Source organism: Occultella kanbiaonis, from assembly GCF_009708215.1.
GTDB lineage: Bacteria > Actinomycetota > Actinomycetes > Actinomycetales > Beutenbergiaceae > Occultella > Occultella kanbiaonis.
In genome coordinates this window covers 3,987,939-4,009,006 of record NZ_CP046175.1, presented here as the reverse complement: position 1 = coordinate 4,009,006, position 21,068 = coordinate 3,987,939, and the positions used below count along the sequence as shown (strand labels likewise).

The 21,068-nt window shown below is 71.3% G+C and carries 18 protein-coding genes; 11 read left to right on the top strand and 7 right to left on the bottom strand.

Annotated elements, in window-relative coordinates; all coding sequences use genetic code 11:
* Positions 1-65 precede the first annotated feature (65 nt).
* Positions 66-812, top strand: a complete 747-nt coding sequence (locus GKS42_RS18430) for a sigma-70 family RNA polymerase sigma factor (RefSeq protein ID WP_435529647.1) — start codon at positions 66-68, stop codon at positions 810-812.
* Positions 809-1,081 carry a mycothiol system anti-sigma-R factor gene (gene rsrA / locus GKS42_RS18425; RefSeq protein WP_154795147.1) on the top strand — a complete coding sequence of 91 codons (273 nt, stop codon included), beginning with the start codon at positions 809-811 and terminating at the stop codon, positions 1,079-1,081. Before GKS42_RS18430 ends, rsrA begins: the two co-directional genes overlap by 4 nt.
* A 195-nt stretch (positions 1,082-1,276) precedes the next feature.
* Here rsrA and GKS42_RS27030 read toward each other — a convergent pair whose 3' ends face one another.
* On the bottom strand, positions 1,277-1,351 hold the full coding sequence (locus tag GKS42_RS27030) for a 50S ribosomal protein bL37 (RefSeq protein ID WP_407938729.1): 75 nt from the start codon (positions 1,349-1,351) through the stop codon (positions 1,277-1,279).
* A gap of 235 nt (positions 1,352-1,586) precedes the next feature.
* Here GKS42_RS27030 and GKS42_RS18420 point away from each other — a divergent pair, with 235 nt between their 5' ends.
* From GKS42_RS18420 to GKS42_RS18395, 6 genes are read left to right on the top strand one after another with little or no spacing between them, the layout of a single operon-like run.
* Positions 1,587-2,681, top strand: coding sequence for a Gfo/Idh/MocA family protein (locus GKS42_RS18420; protein WP_154795146.1), 1,095 nt, complete (start codon positions 1,587-1,589; stop codon positions 2,679-2,681).
* A 51-nt stretch (positions 2,682-2,732) separates the two neighbouring features.
* A complete protein-coding gene (locus GKS42_RS18415) occupies positions 2,733-3,479 on the top strand; it encodes a ThuA domain-containing protein (RefSeq protein WP_154795145.1) in 747 nt (248 codons plus the stop codon).
* A 50-nt stretch (positions 3,480-3,529) separates the two neighbouring features.
* Positions 3,530-4,513 (top strand): zinc-binding dehydrogenase, encoded by a 984-nt coding sequence (locus tag GKS42_RS18410; RefSeq protein ID WP_154795144.1) that lies wholly within the window; start codon positions 3,530-3,532, stop codon positions 4,511-4,513.
* 52 nt (positions 4,514-4,565) lie between these two features.
* A complete protein-coding gene (locus GKS42_RS18405; protein WP_154795143.1) occupies positions 4,566-5,417 on the top strand; it encodes a DUF4097 family beta strand repeat-containing protein in 852 nt (283 codons plus the stop codon).
* 60 nt (positions 5,418-5,477) lie between these two features.
* Entirely contained in the window at positions 5,478-7,001 is a 1,524-nt protein-coding gene (locus GKS42_RS18400) for a sodium-dependent transporter (RefSeq protein ID WP_154795142.1), read from the top strand.
* Positions 6,998-7,144 carry a methionine/alanine import family NSS transporter small subunit gene (locus GKS42_RS18395; protein ID WP_154795141.1) on the top strand — a complete coding sequence of 49 codons (147 nt, stop codon included), beginning with the start codon at positions 6,998-7,000 and terminating at the stop codon, positions 7,142-7,144. The genes GKS42_RS18400 and GKS42_RS18395 overlap by 4 nt, the downstream gene beginning before the upstream one ends.
* A 16-nt stretch (positions 7,145-7,160) precedes the next feature.
* Here GKS42_RS18395 and GKS42_RS18390 read toward each other — a convergent pair whose 3' ends face one another.
* The 5 genes from GKS42_RS18390 to GKS42_RS18370 all read right to left on the bottom strand — a co-directional run bounded on the left by GKS42_RS18390 (position 7,161) and on the right by GKS42_RS18370 (position 15,899).
* On the bottom strand, positions 7,161-8,978 hold the full coding sequence (locus GKS42_RS18390) for a glycoside hydrolase family 35 protein (protein ID WP_168217678.1): 1,818 nt from the start codon (positions 8,976-8,978) through the stop codon (positions 7,161-7,163).
* A gap of 8 nt (positions 8,979-8,986) precedes the next feature.
* Positions 8,987-9,592: a GDSL-type esterase/lipase family protein gene (locus GKS42_RS18385; RefSeq protein ID WP_290368028.1), complete on the bottom strand. Its 606-nt coding sequence runs from the start codon at positions 9,590-9,592 to the stop codon at positions 8,987-8,989.
* Positions 9,589-13,434, bottom strand: coding sequence for a multifunctional oxoglutarate decarboxylase/oxoglutarate dehydrogenase thiamine pyrophosphate-binding subunit/dihydrolipoyllysine-residue succinyltransferase subunit (locus tag GKS42_RS18380; RefSeq protein ID WP_154795139.1), 3,846 nt, complete (start codon positions 13,432-13,434; stop codon positions 9,589-9,591). The genes GKS42_RS18385 and GKS42_RS18380 overlap by 4 nt, the downstream gene beginning before the upstream one ends.
* A 551-nt stretch (positions 13,435-13,985) precedes the next feature.
* A complete protein-coding gene (locus tag GKS42_RS18375) occupies positions 13,986-15,131 on the bottom strand; it encodes a HAMP domain-containing sensor histidine kinase (RefSeq protein WP_154795138.1) in 1,146 nt (381 codons plus the stop codon).
* Between the two features lie 42 nt (positions 15,132-15,173).
* Positions 15,174-15,899, bottom strand: a complete 726-nt coding sequence (locus GKS42_RS18370; protein ID WP_154795137.1) for a response regulator transcription factor — start codon at positions 15,897-15,899, stop codon at positions 15,174-15,176.
* A 112-nt stretch (positions 15,900-16,011) separates the two neighbouring features.
* On the opposite strand from GKS42_RS18370, the gene GKS42_RS18365 reads away from it, so the two are divergent.
* The 3 genes from GKS42_RS18365 to GKS42_RS18355 all read left to right on the top strand — a co-directional run bounded on the left by GKS42_RS18365 (position 16,012) and on the right by GKS42_RS18355 (position 20,071).
* On the top strand, positions 16,012-17,331 hold the full coding sequence (locus tag GKS42_RS18365; protein ID WP_154795136.1) for a hemolysin family protein: 1,320 nt from the start codon (positions 16,012-16,014) through the stop codon (positions 17,329-17,331).
* Positions 17,328-18,437 (top strand): hemolysin family protein, encoded by a 1,110-nt coding sequence (locus GKS42_RS18360; RefSeq protein WP_154795135.1) that lies wholly within the window; start codon positions 17,328-17,330, stop codon positions 18,435-18,437. Before GKS42_RS18365 ends, GKS42_RS18360 begins: the two co-directional genes overlap by 4 nt.
* Before the next feature lie 236 nt (positions 18,438-18,673).
* On the top strand, positions 18,674-20,071 hold the full coding sequence (locus GKS42_RS18355; RefSeq protein WP_154795134.1) for a peptidoglycan DD-metalloendopeptidase family protein: 1,398 nt from the start codon (positions 18,674-18,676) through the stop codon (positions 20,069-20,071).
* A 59-nt stretch (positions 20,072-20,130) separates the two neighbouring features.
* Here the strand turns inward: GKS42_RS18355 and GKS42_RS18350 are convergent, their stop codons facing one another.
* A complete protein-coding gene (locus tag GKS42_RS18350; RefSeq protein ID WP_154795133.1) occupies positions 20,131-21,045 on the bottom strand; it encodes an aldose 1-epimerase family protein in 915 nt (304 codons plus the stop codon).
* Between the last annotated feature and the right edge of the window lie 23 nt (positions 21,046-21,068).

The following is a 21,068-nucleotide window of genomic DNA, read 5'->3' as shown; positions in this document are numbered from 1 at the left end:
GCCCCGCGAGTGCTAGTGGGGAGCCCTGCTGGAATGACCGGCGGCCCGGCGTGGTTGAGGAGGCTGTGAGCGCCGAGTTGACCGAGCACCGAGCCACCGCTCCGTGTCCCCGCACGGCCGCGTCGACGCGGCCGTCCCCGAGCGGTCCCGCTGGGGCCCGCCGGCCCGGACTGCGACGGGGCACAGGGAGACTAGGCTCGACCCCGATGACAGAGAACACCGACCGGGCACCCGACGATGAGAACGAGGCCGCCCGGGACCGACGGTTCGAGGACGAGGCGATGCCCTACCTCGACCAGTTGTACGGCGCCGCCCTGCGGATGACCCGCAACCCCGCGGACGCCGAGGACCTGGTCCAGGAGACGTTCGCGAAGGCCTACGCCGCGTTCCACCAGTACAAGCCCGGCACGAACCTCAAGGCCTGGCTGTACCGGATCCTGACGAACACGTTCATCAACACCTACCGCAAGAAGCAGCGCGAGCCCCTGCAGTCGGACGCCGACACCGTCGAGGACTGGCAGATCCACCGGGCCGCGTCGCACACCTCGACCGGGCTGCGCTCGGCCGAGACCGAGGCGCTGGACTCCCTCGGGGACGGTGAGATCAAGGACGCGCTCGCAGAACTTCCGGAGGACTTCCGCCTGGCCGTGTACCTGGCCGACGTGGAGGGCTTCGCGTACAAGGAGATCGCCGAGATCATGGACACGCCGATCGGGACCGTGATGTCACGGTTGCACCGGGGGCGCGCCCAACTGCGCAAGTTGCTCGCCGACCATGCGCGTTCGCTGGGGATGAAGGTGGAGAAGGTATGAACCAGGACCGCCCGAACACGGGTGAGTGCCGGTGCGAAGAGGCACTGGAGCATCTGTACGAGTACGTGGACTCCGAGCTGCCCGACCTGGACCTGGTCCGGCTGCGCGCCCACATCGAGGAGTGCGTGACGTGCCTGCAGGCCGTCAGCGCCGAGACCGAGCTGCGGGTGGTGCTCAAGCGCTCCTGCGTCGAGGTGGCGCCGGACGCGCTGCGGATGCGCGTGATGACGCAGCTCTCGCTGCTGCGGACCACGACCACCACCGACTGACCCGACGCCGCCCGGCGCGGCCCGGCGCTGCCGGCGAGATCGCAGCTGCCGCGCTGAGCCGGTCGCTGCGCGTGTACGACGTCAGGCCCGCAGGGGCGATGTCAGCGCTTGCCCGGCCGGAACCAGCCGGGCCGGGAACGAGAAAGCGCCGAGGACACCACGTGGGTGTCGCTCGGCGCTCGGGCTTCCCGACGCTCAGGCGTTGGGACGCTTGCCGTGGTTGGCGGCGCTGCCCCGACGGGCCTTGCGCTTGCGACCGCGCTTGCTCATGACTGTCTCCTCGATACCGACTGTGGCGGAATGCCAGTGTCCGCCGTCCATGGTCCCACACCTGGGCGGGTGGCTCTGACGATGCCCGACGGCGGGTGGTCGCCCCGGGCGGGGCGGCTCCAGGCGCCCCGGGGTCACGTTCGCGATGCCCGACGGCGGGTGGTCGCCTCGCGCGGCCGTGGCCGCTAGTGTGGCGCCCGGCCCGTGATCCACATCCCGATCGTACGAAGGTGACATGTCACTGTCTCAGGAACCGACACCGTTGCGGGTGGGGGTGGTCGGGCTCGGTTTCGCTGGTTCGACGCACCTGGCCGCATACCAGCAGATCCCCGGCGTGGAGGTGGTCGCGCTCGCCGGGCTCGAGACCCAGCGGCTGCATGAGCTCGCCGACAGCCACGGCGTCGAACACCGCTACGAACGGTGGGAGGACCTCGTCGCGCGCGACGACCTGGACATCGTGAGCGTCGGCACGCCGACGTACCTGCACGAGCCGGTCACCGTTGCCGCCCTCGCGTCCGGTGCGCACGTGCTCTGCGAGAAGCCCCTCGCCCGGACCGCCGAGGAGGGCAAGCGGATGGTGGACGCCGCCGTTGCCGCCGGCCGGGTCCTGCACATCGCGTTCAACCACCGCCGCCGCGGCGACGTGGACGTGCTCAAGCACCAGATCGACGCGGGCGCGCTCGGTCGGATCTACTACGCGAAGGCGCACTGGCGCCGCCGCAACGGGATCCCGGGCATGGGCAGCTGGTTCACCGACGCCGAGATGGCCGGCGGCGGGCCGCTGATCGACCTCGGCGTGCACATGCTGGACATGGCCCTGTTCCTGCTCGGTGAGCCGCGGGTGCTGAGCGTCTCCGCGTCCACGTTCGCCGAGCTCGGCCCGCGCGGCCTCGGCGGCCGGGTGGACGTCGGCAAGACGCAGGTCGCGTCCGTCTACGGCGTCGAGGACCTGGCGACGGCGTTCCTGCGGCTCGAGGGTGGCGCCACCCTGCTGCTGGAGACCAGCTGGGCCAGCTACCGCCGGCCCGGGGACAACTTCGGTGTCGAGCTGTTCGGCAGCGACGGCGGCGCGTCGGTCGACGTCGAGAACTACACCCATTCCGACACGCTGCGGATCTACACCGACGTCGCGGGCGTGCCCGCCGAGGTCCGACCCGCCGTCACGAAGGGGGAGGGCCACCTGGCCGTCGTCCGGGAGTTCGTCGACGCCGTGCGTGGCGGCGACTGGTCCTCGCACGTGGGCCGCGACGCCCTCACCCGGGCCCGGATCATCGACGCCTGCTACCGCTCTGCCCTCGAGGGCCGTGAGGTCGCGGTCGAGGCCGACTGACCCCGACCCGCAGCCACCGCGCGACCCCTCAAGACACCCCTGGAGAGACCCATGCCACAGCCCACCCAGCCCATCCGTGTCACCGTGTGGGGCGAGAACGTCCACGAGCACCGTGACGAGTCCGTGCGCGCGATCTACCCCGACGGCATGCACACCACCATCGCCGAGGGAATCGCGGAGCACCTCGGCGACGGCGTCGTGGTCCGCACCGCCACCCTTGACCAGCCCGAGCACGGCCTCACCGAGCAGGTCCTCGCCGAGACCGACGTGCTGACCTGGTGGGGGCACGCGGCGCACGAGGCGGTCAGCGACGAGATCGTCGCGCGGGTGCGGGCCAGGGTCCTGGCCGGCATGGGGCTGCTCGTGCTGCACTCGGCCCACTTCTCGAAGATCTTCATCGACCTGATGGGCTCGACGTGCTCGCTCGGCTGGCGCAACGAGGCCGACCGGGAACTGGTCTGGACCGTCGCCCCGGGGCACCCGATCACGGCCGGGGTGCCGAACCCGATCGACATCCCCGAGCAGGAGATGTACTCGGAGTACTTCGACATCCCCGCTCCGGAGGAACTGGTCTTCATCAGCTCCTTCACCGGCGGCGAGGTGTTCCGCAGCGGGTGCACCTTCCGCCGTGGCAACGGCCGGATCTTCTACTTCAGCCCCGGAGACCAGGAGTACCCGGTCTACCACCACCCGCACGTGCGGCGGGTGCTGGCCAACGCCGTCGGCTGGGCAGCGCCCGGCCCGGCGATCGACGCTCCCACGGTGGCCAACCGCCCGCGAGGCTGGTTCGAGGGTTGAGCCCGGCGCCCGGCATGGCCGGGCGACCTCGGGTGTCCTAGGGTGAGTTGATGCGCAGCGCCCACGTCGTCCGCCAGGACCCCGAGGACCCGCTGGCCGGGCTCGAGGTCGCCGACCTGCCCGAGTCCGAGGCGCCGGCCGGCTGGCTGCGGGTCCGGGTGCGCGCGGCCGCGCTGAACCACCATGACCTGTGGAGCCTGCGCGGGGTCGGCCTGTCCGCGGACCGGCTGCCGATGATCCTCGGCACCGACGCCGCGGGCGTGACCGACGACGGCCGCGAGGTCATCGTGCACGCGGTGATCACCTCGCCGGGCTGGACCGGTGAGGAGACGCTCGACCCGAAGCGGACGCTGCTGTCCGAACTGCACCCCGGCACCCTCGCCGAGTACGTGCACGTCCCGGCCCGCAACGTCGTGGACAAGCCGGCCGACTGGAGCTTCGCCGAGGCGGCCTGCCTGCCGACGGCGTACCTCACGGCCTACCGGATGCTCTACGGCGCCGCCGGCCTCACCCCGGGCCGGCGAGTGCTCATCCAGGGTGCCGGCGGGGGTGTGGCCACCGCGGCGGTCGTGCTCGCCCGGCTCGGCGGCGTGCACGTCACCGTCACCTCCCGGGACGAGGCCAAGCTCGAGCGGGCACGTGCGCTCGGGGCCCACGACGCGGTCGCCTCGGGCACCCGCATCGCCCCCGTCGACGCGGTGCTGGAGACCGTCGGCGAGGCAACCTGGGCCCACTCGCTGCGTTCGCTGCGCCCCGGTGGCGTGATCGCCGTCGCGGGGGCGACGAGCGGGCCGGCACCGTCCGCGGACCTGAACCGGGTGTTCTTCCGCAGCCTGCGCGTGATCGGCACCACGATGGGCACCCTCGCCGAGCTCGCGGCCGTGCGGGACGCCATGGTCGCGGCCGGGATCCGCCCGGTCCTCGACTCCGTCCACGACTTCACCGACGACGACGCGGGCTCGACGGCGGTCCGCACCGCCTTCTCCCGGCTCGCCTCGGGCGCCGCGTTCGGCAAGGTGGTCCTCACCCGATAGCACGCGAGCCCACGCACACCATCGCACCAACCGATCACGAGGAGTTCAGCACATGGCAGCAACGAGTCGGATCATCACCGGGCCGGAGTCGATCGAGATCGGCGGGACCGACGGCGTCACGGAGGTCCGCGTTCAGCTCATCAAGGGCGCCGCGGAGGTCTCCACCCGCGCCGAGCCCGGCCTGCACATCGACATCGACGAGGTGGACGGGGCACCCCTGGAGGTCGCCACCGACGGCGCCCGGCTGACCATCGGCTACCCCTCGATCGGCTGGGAGGGCTGGCTGAAGCGGCTCACGTCCTTCACCGCCGACGACCGCGCCCGGGTCCGGATCGCCGTCGGGCCCGGGATCCGGGTCACCGCAGCGACCGTCGGCGCTGCCGTGTCCGTCGCGGACGTGGCCGAGGACCTGACCGTCAACAGCGCGTCCGGGCAGGTCCGCACCGAACGGACCACCGGCTCGGTCACGGTCCGCACCGCGTCCGGTCCGATCGTGGTCGGTGAGCACACCGGGCCGGCGAACGTCACCACCGTGACCGGCACGACGTTCGTCGGCGGGGCCGTGCCCCGCCTGTCGGTGACCACGGTCTCCGGTGACGTGGCCGTGTCCCCGACGACGCCGTCGTCCGTGGTTTCGGTGACCGGCGTGTCGGCAGCCATCACGGTGACCCTCGCACCGGACGTCGGCCTGGACCTGAGCGTGCACGGCGTGAGCGCGCCGGTCGTGGTCGACGGCGTGGACCGTCGCGGCGGCTCCGGTCCGTCGTCCACGTCGTTCTCCGAGCCGCGCGGGGCCGGGACGAGCTTCGTGAAGGTCAGCACCGTCACCGGCAGCGTCTCCGTGGTGCATGGCCAGCCGGACGCGCCCGAGGGCGACGCCGGGCAGATCGACGGGGCCGGCTGACAAGCACCGACCCTGTGGCCGGCGGCCGGCCACGAACCATCGAATGCAAGGGAGCACGACGTGGCGCAGGAACGAGAAGAGTTCAAGGGACGGCGGGCGTTCATCTTCGCGGCCGTCGGGTCCGCGATCGGGCTGGGGAACATCTGGCGGTTCCCGTATGTGGCCTACGAGAACGGCGGCGGCGCCTTCATCATCCCGTACCTGGTGGCGCTGCTCACCGCGGGGATCCCGCTGCTGTTCCTGGACTACGCGATCGGTCACAAGTTCCGGGCATCGTCCCCGCTGGCCTATCGCCGGCTCGGCGGTGCCACGGAGGCCATCGGCTGGTGGCACGTCGGGATCTGCTTCGTGATCGCCGTCTACTACGCGGTCGTCATCGCGTGGGCGGTCCGCTACACCGGTTTCTCCATCAACCAGGCCTGGGGCGACGACCCCGGCGGGTTCTTCGGGGGCGACTTCCTGCAGCAGAGCGGAGAGTTCACCCTGGGCGGGTCCTGGGTGCCGGCGGTCGGCATCCCGCTGATCATCATCTGGCTGTTCACGCTCGTGGTGCACCGGCTCGGCGTCCAGGACGGCATCGCCCGGCTCTCCCAGATCTTCATCCCGGTGCTCGTCGTCATCTTCGTGGTCATGGTGATCCAGGGGCTGCGCCAGCCGGGCGCCATGCTCGGCCTGGACGCCCTGTTCACGCCCGACTGGGGCGCCCTGACGAACCCGGGCGTGTGGATCGCGGCCTACGGGCAGATCTTCTTCTCGCTGTCCGTGGGCTTCGGGATCATGATCACGTACGCCTCCTACCTCAAGCGCAGGTCGAACCTGACCGGCTCCGGCCTCGTGGTCGCGTTCTCCAACTCCGGCTTCGAGATCCTCGCCGGCATCGGGGTGTTCGCGGCGCTGGGGTTCATGGCCCAGGCCAGCGGAGTCGGGGTCGCCGACGTGGCCGAGTCCGGGATCGGGCTCGCGTTCATCGCGTTCCCGGCCATCATCTCCACGATGCCCGGCGGCAGCCTGTTCGGGGTGCTGTTCTTCCTCTCGCTGGTCCTGGCCGGGATCACCTCACTCGTGTCGATCGTGCAGGTGGTCCTCGCCGGGGTGGAGGACAAGCTCGGCTGGAGCCGCACGAAGTCCGTGCTGATCGCCGGCGGGCTGATGGCGGTCGTCTCGGTCGCGCTGTTCCCCACCACCACCGGGCTGAACCTGCTGGACGTGGTGGACAACTTCGCGAACAACTTCGGCATCGTCGGCGCCGCGCTGGTGAGTGTGATCGTGATCGGTTGGGGCCTGCGCAAGCTGCCCGAACTCGCCGCGCACGTGAACTCGGTGTCCTCGTTCAAGCTCGGGCGCACCTGGTTCGTGCTTCTCGGGGTCGTCACCCCGCTCGTGCTCGGTTACATGTTCATCAGCGAGGTGGTCACGCGGATCCGGGACGGCTACGGCGAGATGCCGGCCGGCTACGTCGCCGTGTTCGGCTGGGGTGTGGCGATCGGCCTGATCGTGATCGCGGTCCTGGTCAGTTTCATCCCGTGGCGACGCGGGGTGGTCGAGGACGAGCCGGTGCTCGTCGAGGGAGGTGAACCGCGATGAGCGCTGCGGCGATCGTGATGTTGGTCGTGGCCCTGGTCCTGGTCTGGGGCGGCCTGGTGGCGGCGCTGCTGCACCTGCTCAAGCACCCGGAGGAGTTCGACGTGGTCGAGAGCGGCCAGCAGGAGTACCCGCCGTCCACCTGAGGGGCGCCGCGCGGCGTCAGCCGAGGTCCGGGCGGTCCCAGATCTCGATGGGGCCGCCCGGCGCGTCCACGGGCAGGGTCAGCTCGGCGATCACCAGCTCGTTCGCACCGGCGCGCCACAGCGGCGCCGGGGCGTAGAGCGTGCGCTGCGGCCCCGCCGGGTTCCAGTACCGGCCCAGGTTGCAGCCGTTCAGGAACACGTGGCCGTGGTGCCAGCCGGGCAGGGCCAGGTGGGCGTCGCCGACGTCCTGTTCGGTCAGGTCCAGTACCGCCCGGTGCAGGCCGCCGGAGACCCCGACGGCGGAGCTCGCCCGCGCGGTCCAGTCCAGTTCCGGCAGGGTCGTCAGGTCGAGGCCCGCGTGTGTCCATGAGAACAGGTGCTGGTGGGCAAGCCGCACCGCCTGCAGGCCCTTGGAGTCGCGCAGGTGGCGGCCGAAGTTCACCCGGCCGAGCGAGGTGACGGTGATCTCGACGGTGTTCACCGGCTGGTCGAGCTCGACCCGCAGGCCGTCGCCCGCCGGACCGTACCCGGGGTCCGCCTGGGTGCGGCCGAGGCGGCCGACGAGGCGTGAGTTGACCACCACGGTGGCGAGGTCGGCCAGGCCGTCCAGGTGCAGGTCCGCGGCCGGCATCGGGCCGGGCACGGTGGTGACGTACCGGACCACCCCGTGGTGGAGGCCGAGCCGCTCGAACGAACGGGGCGTCGGTGCGAGGACCCTGGGGACGCCGTCGAGCACGGCGCCGAGGTCCAGGCAGGACTGCACCTCGACCGTGCGCGGGGCCAGCCGCGCCGGGGCCGGCGGGGGAGCGGGCGGCGTGCGCCCGGTGTGCGCGGCGATCACGTCCCGGAACGCCTCGAACTTCGGGGTGAGGGTACCGTCCTCGGCGATCGGGGCGTCGTAGTCGTAGGAGGTGACGGTCGGCTCGAACCGAGGCCCCGCCCCGGCCTGGCCGTCGTGACAGTTCGCGCCGGCCCAGACCCCGAAGTTCGTGCCGCCGTGCGCCATGTAGAAGTTCACCGAGCGTCCGTCCGCGAGCATCCCGGCCAACTCGGCCGCCGCGCTCTCCGCCGACCTGGTGTGGTGCTCGACGCCCCAGTGGTCGAACCAGCCGTTCCAGAACTCCATGCACATCCCGGGCTGGTCCGGGCGGGCCCGGGCGAGTTCCGCGAAGGCCTCGGCCTGCCGCGAACCGAAGTTCGCCGTCGCCAGCAGGCCCGGCACGGTGCCACCGGCAAGCATCAGCGGCTCCGGTCCGTCCGAGGTGAACAGCAGTACGTCGATCCCGCGGGCCCGGAGCCCGTCGGCCATCGCGCGCAGGTAGGCGGCGTCGTTGCCGTAACTGCCGTACTCGTTCTCCGCCTGTACGGCGATGACCGGTCCGCCGCGGCTGAGCTGGCGCTCGGCGATGATCGGGATCAGGGCGTCGAACCACTCGTCCACGTGGGCGAGGTAGGCCGGGTCGGAGGTGCGCAACGCGCCGGCGGCGGCGTCGTCGGTGAGCAGCCACGAGGGGAACCCGCCCAGGTCCCATTCGGCGCAGATGTAGGGGCCGGGTCGCACGATGACGTCGAGGCCGAGGTCACCGGCCAGGTCGATGTACGCGCCGAGGTCCGCGTTCCCGGTGAAGTCGGGACCGGTGCCCGCGTGCGGAGCGTGGAAGTTCCACGCCACGTACGTCTCGACGGCGTTCGCGCCCATCGCGAGCAGCCGCCGCAGCCGGTCCTCCCAGAGCGCGCGCGGGACCCGGAAGTAGTGCACGGCGCCGGAGATGATCTGGTGCGCTACGCCGTCGCGCAGGAAGTCCTGCCCGGCGACCGTGAAGGTGTCGGTCACACGCGTCCTCACTCCTGGGGCAGGCCGAGCCACTCGTGCCAGCCGTTGTGGAGCACCAACCAGGCGAGCAGACCGTAGCCGGCCTGCTGCGGGTGGGTGCCGTCGCCGGCGGAGGTGTCCGAGAGCCATTGTTCATGGGTACGCAGCGGTTCGAAGGTCTCCACGTAGGTCACCCGGCGCCGCTGGCAGACGTCGGCGAACGCCCCGGAGAGATCCCCGAGCGCGGACTCGGACACGTCGGCGCGCGGCGGCGGGCCCACTACGAACGTGGGGATCTGCCGGTTGGTGGCGTCGTCGAGCACGTTGGCCAGGTTCAGCCGGCTACGGGCCAGGGACACCCCGTGCTGCAGGTCCGCGGACCCGGGGGCGACCACGAGGCGGTTCTCCCCGGCCCCGAAGCGGCGGTTGCACTCGGTCTCCCAGCGCCCGGACAGGGAGGTGCTGGTCTCGCCGGGCACGGCCAGGGTGAAGAACGCCAACGGCGTCTCCGACTGCGTGCGGGCCGCGACCCGGCCGACCCAGCCCATCCCGCGGGCGTCACCCAACCCGGCGACGAGTTCGTCGCCGACCACACAGATGCGCGTGCCCGCCGCGTCTGGGGACGCGGCGCTCACCGTTGGAATGCCTCGCTCAGCAAGGTGGCCTGCTCCGCCTGGTGCTTCTTGCCGGTACCTGCGGACGGGGCCGCCATGTTCGGGCGGGACACCACGCGCAGCCGGCCCTTCAGCCGCGCCGCCTCCGACATCTCGGGCAGGGCGTACACGAGGTTCAGAACCAGGTAGCTCCACGCGCCCTGGTTCTTCGGCTCGTCCTGGACCCAGACGAACTCGGCGTTCGGGTACCGGCTGAGCTCGGCGCGAATGGCCTCGTCGTCGAGCGGGTAGAGCTGCTCGAGGCGGACGATCGCGGTCCTGGTGTCCTCACGCTTGGTGCGCTCGGCGAGCAGGTCGTAGTAGACCCGCCCGCTGCACATGAGCACGCGGTCGACGGTCGCCGGGTCCACGGCGGAGTCGCCGATGACCGTCTGGAACGTCCCGGTGGTGAAGTCCTCCACCGAGGACGTGGCCGCCCGCAGCCGCAGCAGCTGCTTCGGGGTGAACACGATCAGCGGGCGACGCGGGCGCTGGTACGCCTGACGCCGCAGCAGGTGGAAGTGGTTCGCCGGGGTGGACGGCTCCGCGACGATCATGTTGTCCTCGGCCGCGAGCTGCAGGAACCGCTCCTTGCGGGCGGAGGAGTGGTCCGGTCCCTGGCCCTCGTAGCCGTGCGGCAGCAGCAGCACCACGGAGGAGCTCTGGTCCCACTTCTGCTGGGCGGAGGAGATGAACTCGTCGATGATCGTCTGGGCGCCGTTGACGAAGTCGCCGAACTGCGCCTCCCAGAGCACCAGGGCGTCCGGACGCTCGACCGAGTAGCCGTACTCGAAGCCGAGGGCCGCATACTCGCTGAGCGAGGAGTCGTACACCCAGAACTTGCCCTGGTCCGCGGCGAGGTACATCAGCGGGGTCCACTCGGCGCCGTTGACCCGGTCGTGCAGCACCGCGTGCCGCTGCACGAACGTGCCGCGGCGCGAGTCCTGCCCGGTCAGTCGTACCGGGGTGCCCTCGAGCAGGAGGGAGCCGAACGCGAGGATCTCCCCGAAGGCCCAGTCGATGTCGCCATCGGTGGACATCTGGTGCCGCTTCTGGAGCAGCTGGAGGAGCTTGGGGTGGACGGTGAAGCCCTCCGGTGGGCGCACGTGCGCCTCGCCGATCCGCGTCAGCATCTGCGTGGGTGCGGCGGTCTCCCAGCCGACCATGACCCCGGCGTCCTCGAGCTGGGACTCCGGGCGCTCGAGGCCAGCGACCTGGACGTCGTCGGTGCTGGTGCTGGCGCCGGTGCGTGCCTCGGTGAAGACCCGTTCGAGTTCGCCCTTGTAGTGCGAGAGGGCTTCCTCGGCCTCGTCCTCGGTCATGTCGCCACGGCCGACGAGCGCCTCGGTGTACAGCTTGCGGACGCTGCGCTTCTTCTCGATCAGGGAGTACATCACCGGCTGCGTCATCGAGGGGTCGTCGCCCTCGTTGTGACCGCGGCGGCGGTAGCACACCATGTCGATGATGACGTCCTTGTGGAACTCCTGGCGGTAGTCGAACGCCAACTCGGCCACGTGGGCGACGGCCTCCGGGTCGTCGCCGTTCACGTGGAACACCGGGATCTGCAGGCCCTTCGCCACGTCCGTGGCGTACAGCGTGGACCGGGACGAGGACGCGCCGGTCGTGAAGCCCACCTGGTTGTTGATCAGGATGTGCACGGTGCCGCCGGTGCGGTAGCCGCGCAGCTGGGACATGTTCAGGGTCTCGGTGACCACGCCCTGCCCGGCGAACGCGGCGTCCCCGTGGATCAGGATCGGCAGCACGGAGAACCCGGCCCCACCGAGGTCGATCCGGTCCTGCTTGGCGCGGACGATCCCCTCGAGCACGCCGTCGACGGCCTCGAGGTGGGACGGGTTCGCGGCGAGGTAGACCTTCGTGGACTCCCCGCTCACGGAGATGTACTTGCCCTCCGTGCCGAGGTGGTACTTCACGTCGCCGCTGCCCTGCACGGTGCGCGGGTCCTGGTTGCCCTCGAACTCGGCGAAGATCTGCGCGTAGGACTTGCCCGCGATGTTCGCCAGCACGTTCAGACGGCCGCGGTGCGGCATGCCGATGCCGACCTCGTCGAGGCCCTCCTCGGCCGAGCGCTCCAGGATCTTGTCCAGCATCGGGATGAGCGACTCGCCACCCTCGAGGCTGAACCGCTTCTGACCGACGTACTTGGTCTGCAGGAACGTCTCGAACGCCTCGGCGGCGTTCAGCTTGCGCAGGATCTGCTGCTGGGCGATCGGCTCGGGCTTGGCCCAGCCGGACTCGAGGCGCTGCTGCAGCCACTTGCGCTGGGCGGAGTCGTGCAGGTGCATGTACTCCGAGCCGATGGTGCGGCAGTAGGAGTTGCGCAGCAGCCCGAGGATGTCGCGCAGGAGCATCTTGGGCTTGCCGCCGAACCCGCCGGTCGGGAAGGTGCGGTCCAGGTCCCAGAGGGTCAGGCCGTGGTTCTGCACGTCCAGGTCGGCATGCCGGCGCTGGCGGTAGGCCAGCGGGTCGGTGTCGGCCATGAAGTGCCCGCGGGAGCGGTAGGAGTGGATCAGCTCCGCGATCCGGGCCGGCTTGCCGAAGTCGTCCTCGGCGTCGGCGTTGGTGTCCTGGGTCCAGCGGACCGGCTCGTACGGCACCCGCAGGGACGCGAACACCCGGTCGTAGAAGCCGTCCTCGCCGATCAGCTTGGAGTGCACGATCCGGAGGAAGTCACCGGACTGGGCGCCCTGGATGATCCTGTGGTCGTACGTGGACGTCAGCGTCAGGATCTTCGACACACCGAGCTTCGCGAGGGTCTCCGTGGAGGCCCCCTGGAACTCGGCCGGGTAGTTCATGGCGCCGACGCCGATGATCGTGCCCTGCCCGGCCATCAGGCGCGGCACCGAGTGGACCGTGCCGATGGTGCCGGGGTTCGTCAGCGAGATCGTGGTGCCCGCAAAATCCGAGACCTCGAGCTTGCCGCCGCGGGCCTTCTTGACCATGTCCTCGTAGGCCGCCCAGAAGTGGGCGAAGTCCATCGTCTCGGCTTCCTTGATGGAGGGCACCAGCAGCTGCCGGGTGCCGTCCGGCTTGGCCAGGTCGATGGCCAGCCCGAAGTTGACGTGGGCCGGGCGCACGATGCCGGGCTTGCCGTCCAGGTCGCGGTAGCCGGCGTTCATCTCGGGCATGTCCCCGAGGGCCTCCACCACGGCGAAGCCGATCAGGTGGGTGAAGGAGACCTTGCCACCGCGGCTGCGCTGGAGGTGGTTGTTCAGGACGATCCGGTTGTCCACGAGCAGCTTCGCCGGGATCGACCGCACGCTGGTCGCGGTCGGCACCTCGAGGCTGGTGACCATGTTCGTGACGGTCCGGGCGGACGCGCCACGCAACTTCTCGACCTCGTCGTCGCCGCCGGCGCTGCGGGGACCGCCGCCGGTGAGGGACTTCGTGTAGGGGGCGGTCGGTGCCTCCGCGGTGACCTCGGGCGCGGCCGGTGGGATGTCGGCGCGGACCTCCTCGGCCGGCGGCGTCGCGGCGCTCGCCTGCGCGGCGCTGTGCGCGGGGGCCGACGGCGTCGCTGCGGCGGGCGGGTTCGTCGCCTTCGCCTCGGGTGCCGGGGCCGGTGCGGGCGCCTTCGTGTCGGCGGCCGGGGCCGGGGCCGGCTTGGCGGTGGGGGCTCCGTTGCTACCTGCGGTGCCGTTGGCGGCGAGGTCGGCAGGGCGATAGTTCTCGAAGAACTCCCACCAGGTGGGGTCGACTTGCGACTTGTCCTCCCGATACTGGGCGTACAGCTCGTCGATGAGCCATTCGTTGCCGCCGAAGTTCGTGGGAACCGAGACAGGGTCGTGGGGTGCCTGCTGGGACACTCGAGGATCGCCCTCTTCCGAAAGGTAGCTGGGGTGCGGGTTCGTTCCCTCAAGCCTAGGTGACGAACAACACGGAAACCTCACCGGAGCACGCCTGCCACGCCAAAATGTGATGCGGCGGACCCGAGCCGACTGTGGTCATTCAAACGCTGGTCAACGTTTCGTCTCCTCCGCCGCCGCGGTTGCTGTGGACTGCCTGTGGGCGGCTGCCTGGCACCTGGTGAGCCAGCAGCAGGTCCGCGACCACGCAGGCCCCGTTCCGCTGACGCGAGGTGCGGGTCGGGCGTGGGCGGATCGACGTTTCGAGTCAGTGGAGCGGGGCGCGTGTTCCGCTGACGCGAGGTGCGGGTCTGGGGTGGGTGGATCGACGTTTCGCGTCGGTGGAGCGGCAGGCCCTGGCCGGTGCGCTTGTTCCGCTGACGCGAGATGCGGGTCGGGGGTGGGTGGATCGACGTCTCGAGTCAGTGGAGCGGCGTTCCCTGGCCGGGGGCCTGTGTTCCCCGACCCCGACGTGCGGGTCGGTACCGTCACCGTGGCTCGGCGACCCGCGCTCAGGTGCCCGGCGCGGTGGGGTGGGCGCGGCCCTCGGCCGGCCCACGGGCCGGCAGTGTCACCCGCAGCATGGCGCCGGTGCCGCCCGGCGGATCCGCCACCGCGATCATGCCGCCGTGCAGGCTCACCGCCCAGCGGGCGATGGCGAGCCCGAGCCCGGTGCCGCCGGTGGACAGCCCGCCGCGCTGGGCCGGCGCGTTGCCACGCTCGAACCGCTCGAAGACCTTCTCCCGGTCCGAGACCGGGATCCCCTGACCCTCGTCGAGCACCTCGATCACGACCTCGTCGGTCGTGGCCGAGTACCGGCCGCGCAGGGAGACGGTGCCACCGCGGGGAGAGTGCCGGGACGCGTTCCCGAGCAGGTTGGAGATGACCTGTCGCAGGCGCTCCTCGTCGGCCGTCAGGTGCAGGTCCGGGGGCAGCGTCGACACCTCCCAGCGCAGGTCCCGCCCGAAACCGGCGGCCGCGTGCCGCGCCTGGGTGGCGACGTCGTCGAGGAACTCCTGCACCTCGAACTCGGTGAGCGCCAGGCTGGCCGCACCGGCCTCCAGCCGGGACAGGTCCAGCAGGTAGGTGATCAGCCGGGAGAGCCGCTCGATCTGCGTGAGCGCCCCCTCGAGAGCGTCCGGGTCCGGTTCCACCACGCCGTCGGCCATGTTCTCCAGCTGCGCGCGCAGCGCGGCCACCGGGGTGCGCAACTCGTGCGAGACGTTGGCCACCATCTCCCGGCGCTGGGCATCGAGGGTGTCCAGGTCCTGGGCCATCGAGTTGAACGCGGCCGCGAGCTCGCCGACCTCGTCCTGGCTGTTCGTGTGGACCCGGGTGGTGTAGTCGCCGCGCGCCATCGAACGGGCCGCGGCGGTCATCTCCCGCAGCGGCCGGGTCATCCCACGGGCGAGGATCTGGGTGAGGATCAGCGAGGCCCCGAGCGCGAACGGGAACGTGTTCAGCACCCCGAACCCGAACCGGATCCCGGCCCAGGTGACGAGCGTGTACATGGCGACCGTCGCCGCGATGATCACGATCAGCTTCATCTTGATCGAGCGCATCGGGTCCAGCGGGCGCAGGTCACCCACCAGGGACAGGGTCCGTCGCCACCAGCTCACTTCGGTGGAACGGGCGTGCCGGACGTGCGGGGTGCTCATGGATGCGGCTTCATCGCGGTGGCGCGGGGATCGGTTGCGTGGTCAGCCGGCCGAGGGCTCGAGGGCGTACCCGACCCCGTGGACGGTACGGATCAGGTCCGAGCCGAGCTTGCGCCGGAGGGCCTTCACGTGCGAGTCGACGGTGCGGGTGCCGGACGCGTCGGCCCAGTCCCAGACCTCCGCGAGCAGGCGCTCGCGGGAGAGCACCGTCCGCGGGCTCTGCGCCAGGCAGACCAGCAGGTCGAACTCCGTGGGGGTCAGGTGCGCCTCCTCGCCGGACCGGTTCACCCGGCGTGCGGCCCGGTCGATGATCAGGTCGCCGAGCACCATCGGCGGCTCACCGGACGCCGTCGCCGGCGCCTGCCGGGACCGCTCCACCCGGCGCAGCAGCACCTTCAGGCGGGCCAACAGCTCGCGCATCGAGAACGGCTTCGTCATGTAGTCGTCCGCGCCGACGCCCAGCCCGACGAGCATGTCGGTCTCGTCGTCACGGGCGGTCAGCATCAGGATCGGGGTGGGCGGGCGTCCGTTGGTGGCCTGCTCGGCCTGGATCCGGCGGCACACCTCGAGGCCGTCGATCCCGGGCAGCATCACGTCGAGCACGATCAGGTCCGGACGCACCGTGGCGGCCGCCTCCACCCCGGAGGGGCCGTCACCGGCGATGTGTGGCGTCCAGCCCTCCGCCTGGAGCCGGCGGGCGATCTGGGCGGCGATCTCCGGTTCGTCCTCGACGATGAGCACTGAGGTGTTCGGCTGCGCGGTCGACATGGGGAAACTGTGGCACACGCGAGCCTCGGGGTCCGGGAGGTGAGCGCTACTCTGGCCCCACTATGTCTGGCCATCCCGCCGCCACCCGTCGAAGGGCCCTCGGTCTCATCCGATGATCGTCGACTGGTTGCTGGTGCTGCTCGGGGTGGTACTGACCGCAGGGACCGCACTGTTCGTCTCCGCGGAGTTCGCGCTGGTGGCGCTCGACCCGGCAGGAGTCGACCGGCGCAGCGCCGCCGGGGACAAGCGCGCCGGACTGCTCGCGCGGGCGCTACGACACCTGTCCACCGAACTCTCCGGTGCGCAGGTCGGGATCACCGTGACCACGGTGCTGCTCGGCTACACGATGCAGGCAGCCGTCGCGAATCTGGTCGCGGTGCCGCTGGGGCGCACCGGCCTGACGACGGCGATCGCGACAGCCGTGGCGGTCGTCGTCAGCCTCGTGGTCGTGAACACGTTCTCGATGATCTTCGGGGAGCTGGTCCCGAAGAACTGGGCGATCTCGGACCCGATGAAGGTGGCCAAGACGGTCATCCCGTTCCAGCACGCCTTCACGACCGCGCTGCGGCCGATGATCACGGTGCTGAACGGCTCGGCGAACCGGGTGCTGCGGATGTTCGGGGTCGAGCCCCGCGAGGAACTCAGCGGCGGCCGGTCCGCAACGGAACTGGCCGCGTTGGTGCGGCATTCCGCGAAGGCGGGCACGCTCGAGATGTCCACCGCCACCCTGCTGACCCGGTCGATCGGCCTCGGCCGGCTCACCGCCGTCGACGTGATGACGGACCGGATGCGGATGCACGCGGTGGACCGGGACACCCGCGCGACCGACCTGCTCGCCCTGGCCCGGTCGACCGGGCACTCCAGGTTCCCGGTCATCGACGCCTCACCGGACGAGGTGGTCGGCATCGTCCAGCTGCGGCGGGCCATCGCGGTGCCGTACGAACGCCGCGGGGAGGTGCCCGTCGGGGCATTGATGGATGAGGCGCCCCAGGTCCCGGAGACGATCCGGCTCGGACCGCTCCTGGTGGAACTGCGCGACGGTCTGCAGATGGCGGTGGTCGTCGACGAGTACGGCGGCACGTCCGGGGTGGTCACCCTCGAGGACGTCGTCGAGGAGCTGGTCGGGGAGGTGGCCGACGAGCACGACCGTCGACGGCGGGTGGTGCGGCCCGGTCCGGCCCGCACCTGGATCGTGCCGGGCAGCCTGCGACCCGACGAGCTGTACCAGCAGACCGGGCTGGTGGTCCCGGACGAGGCTCCCTACGAGACGTTGGGCGGTCTGGTGATGACCGCGCTCGGGCGCCTGCCCGCCGTGGGCGACGAGGTCGAGGTGCCCGGCGTGACACTGCGGGTGCAGACCATGGACTCCCGGCGGGTGGACACGATCCAGGTCCGCGCGGCCGAATCCGCTGCCGAGAGCGAGGACCGATGAGTTCCTCGACCGCGCTCATCCTGGCGCTCGTGCTGCTCGGCGCGAACGCGTTCTTCGTGGGTGCCGAGTTCGCGATCATGTCCGCGCGGCGATCCCAGATCGAGCCGATCGCGGAGTCCGGCTCCCGGGCCGCGCGCACGGCCCTGTGGGCCATCGAGAACGTCTCGCTCATGCTCGCCTGCGCCCAGCTGGGCATCACGATCTGCTCCACCGGGATCGGGGCCGTCGCCGAACCGGCGATCGCGCACCTGGTCGAGGGCCCCCTGATCGCCGTTGGCCTGCCCGCCGAGGCCAGCCACGTGGTCGGCTTCGTGGTCGCGCTCGCGATCGTGGTCTACCTGCACGTGGTCCTGGGCGAGATGGTGCCGAAGAACCTGGCCGTGTCCGCGCCGGAGCGCGCGGTGCTGTGGTTCGCCCCACCGCTGGTGTGGATCTCCCGGGTGCTCTCCCCGGTGATCCGCTTCCTGAACTGGCTGGCGAACGCGATCCTGCGGCTCGGCGGGGTCGAACCCAAGGACGAGGTGACCTCGACCTTCACCGCCGAGGAGGTCGCGGCGATCGTGGAGCGGTCCCAGGCCGAGGGGTTGCTCGACGACGAACTCGGCCTGCTCACCGGCGCCATCGAGTTCTCCGAGGCCACCGCCGGCACCGTGATGGTGGCCGTGGAGAAGCTGGTCACGCTGCCCCTGGGGTGTACGCCCGAGGAGGTGGAGCACGCGGTCGCCAAGACCGGGTACTCCCGTTTCCCGGTCACGCAAGGCGCGGCGATCACCGGCTACCTGCACATCAAGGATGTCCTCTACGCCGATACCGACGCCCTGCGCCGGGCGCCGGTGCCGGACTGGCGGGTCCGGCCGATGGCCATGGCCGCCACCGGGGACGAGATCGAGGACGTGCTCGCCGCGATGCAGCGCACCGGGGCTCACCTGGCCGCCATCAGTGCCGCACCGGAGGCCGGGATCGGCGCCGGTGAGATGCTCGCGCCCGGCGTCGGAACCGACGGCGAGGCGGCGCCGGAGCGGATCGGCGTCGTGTTCCTGGAGGACATCCTCGAGGAGCTGGTCGGCGAGGTCCGTGACTCGATGCAGCGGGCCCAACAGCGATGACCGAGGCGCCCGCCGACGCGCCATGGCCCCCATCGGTTTGATCCCGGCCGCCGATCCTGCCTAAGGTGCCCCGGCGCGTGGCGTGGGTTCGCTCACAGGATCTGGACCGATTCAACGGCATCCGTTATGGTTTCGTGATCCGGTCCTGGCGGGCCCCCTACCGCCCGCGATCCTGAAACCCCCGAAGTGCTGTCCCTCGTTCCACCTGTGTCAAACACCTTTCCCCCGGAGGCCGTGTGAGTTCTCAGCGTGATCTGCCCGCTGACGATCTCGCGACCCCTGAGGTCACTGCCACGTCCCCGACCCGCCGTCAGATCCGCGAGCAGGAGCGCGCCGCCGAAGCCGCCGCCCGCGCTGCCGAGTACGTGGCGTCCCTGGCGCAGGCCGAAGCGGTCGATCCGACCGACGAGCCGGTCGGGCCCGAGGTCACGACCGACGCCGTCACCGAGGTCCAGGACGCCGAGACGGCGCCGGATCCCGACGAGGCCGATGTCGTCCCGGACCGCGAGGACACGGACCTCGACGAGGACCTGGAGACCGACGAGGACCCCAAGGCCCATGAGGACCCGGACCCCGACGAGGACTCGAACGCCCACGACGTCGTGAATGCCACCGACGACGGGGCCACGGAGGACGCAGCCACCGGCGACGCAAAGGACGACCCCGCGGCCGACGAGACGCTCGACGACAAGGTCGCTGCCGCCGTCGCCGATCCTTCGGACACCGCGACCACCTCCACACCGACCTCGACGCGGTCTCTGTTCCGCCCCGGCGGCCGCCGCCCGGCGGGCGGCAACCGACCGGCCGGCCGGAAGTCGACGACCGAGCAGCCCCGGGTGCACCGTTGGGTGCCAAGGCTCGCGGTCCTGGCCGCCCTCGGCATCGCGACGACCGTCGTGCCGCTGACCGGCGCCGCGCTCCCTGACCGACCCTCGGCCGAGGCGACCACCCAGAGCCTTGCCGCGGCCAGCGCGCTGGATATCCTCGCGGGCGGCGCCTACGTCCCCGCCGACGGCACCCAGGCCCTGGCCGCCGACCCCGAGGCCCGCGCCCGCGCCCTCGCCGCGGCCAGCCGGGACAACGGCTCCCGCGACGAGCTCACCTGTGGCACGGCCGGCCTCGAGGCCAACGGCGTGGTGGCCGCCGAGACCACCGTGACCCCGGTGGACCTGGTCATGCCGATCACGGCGGGCTCCTATTCGCTCACCTCGCGCTACGGCTACCGCTCCCACCCGATCTACGGCAGCTACTCCGAGCACACCGGGCTGGACATGGCCGCGGCGGCAGGGACCCCGATCCACTCCATCGCGGACGGCGAGGTCATCTACGCCGGCGGTGGCAAGGACGGCAGGTCCGGGATGCTCGTGATCGTCCAGCACGAGATCGACGGCGAGCCGATCTGGTCCTGGTACGTCCACATGTACCCGAACGGCGTCTTCGTCGACGTCGGCGACGTCGTCACGGCCGGTGAGGTGATCGGCGCGGTCGGCTCCTACGGGAACTCCACCGGCCCGCACCTGCACCTGGAGATCCACCTCGACGAGGCCCTCACCACGGTCGACCCGGAGGCCTGGCTGGCCGAGCACGAGGCGGCACCGCTCACCAGCGACACGCCGCTCTGCTCCGAGGGCTGAGCGCCCCCGCACCGGCCCCGATCGGCCACCCGGGCGTGCCCGGGCCCGATCCCTGCCGCTCAGTCGAGCCGCAGGCCCCAGCGCACCGTGTGGTCGGCACCCGGCTTCAGCCGGATCAGCCGCTCTCCGCTACGGAAGGCGTCCGCCACGCACGTCATGGGCTCGGCGGCCAGGCCGGTGCGACGCGCCTGCGGGGCGGCCACCTCGTCACCGGTGCACATCTGCCAGGTCCGCAGCGACTCGTCCATCCACACCGACGCCAGGCGTCCGTCGGTGCCGCGCAGCCGCAGCCAGGACAGGCCCCGGTCGTCGTAGAGCGCACCCACGAACGCGTCGTCGAGCGCCGTCCGGCCCATCCGCCGCGGCTCCCGGAAGTCCAGGTCCTCGGGGATCTCGGCGACGCCCGTGGGCAGCAGCCGCTCGTCCGTCGGGATCCATGCCGTCGCGTCGAGCTGTAGCTCGGCGTCGTCGAGGCTGCCGGGTCCGGGGGAGAGCCACGGGTGGAACCCGATCCCGTACGGGGCGGCGGCGGAGCCGATGTTCGCGGTGGTCGCGGTGATGGAGAGGCCGTCCGCACCGATCGAGTAGCGGATCCGGGTGCTGACCTGGAACGGGTAGCCGGGCGTGGCCGCCGGGTCCAGGCGCAGCTCGACGGTGTCCGCCGTGTGCTCGAGCACGGTCCACCGCTGCCAGCAGACGAGGCCGTGCAGGGCGGTGCCCCGTTCCGGCTCGGTCAGCGGGAGCTGCAGTTCCTGGCCGTCCCAGGTGTAGCGGCCGTCCCGGATCCGGTTCGGCCACGGCACCAGCACCGCGCCGTTCGATGCGGGCGGCAGCTCGTCGACGCCGTAGGGCACCACCACGTCGCGTTCGCCGACGCGGAAGAGTCGGAGGTTCGCACCGACCTCGGTGATGATCGCGACGGCGTCGCCGGCACGGATCTCGAACTGTTGGCCGGTGGGGGAGGGAGAAGTCACCGACACAGCCTAGCGACGCGGAC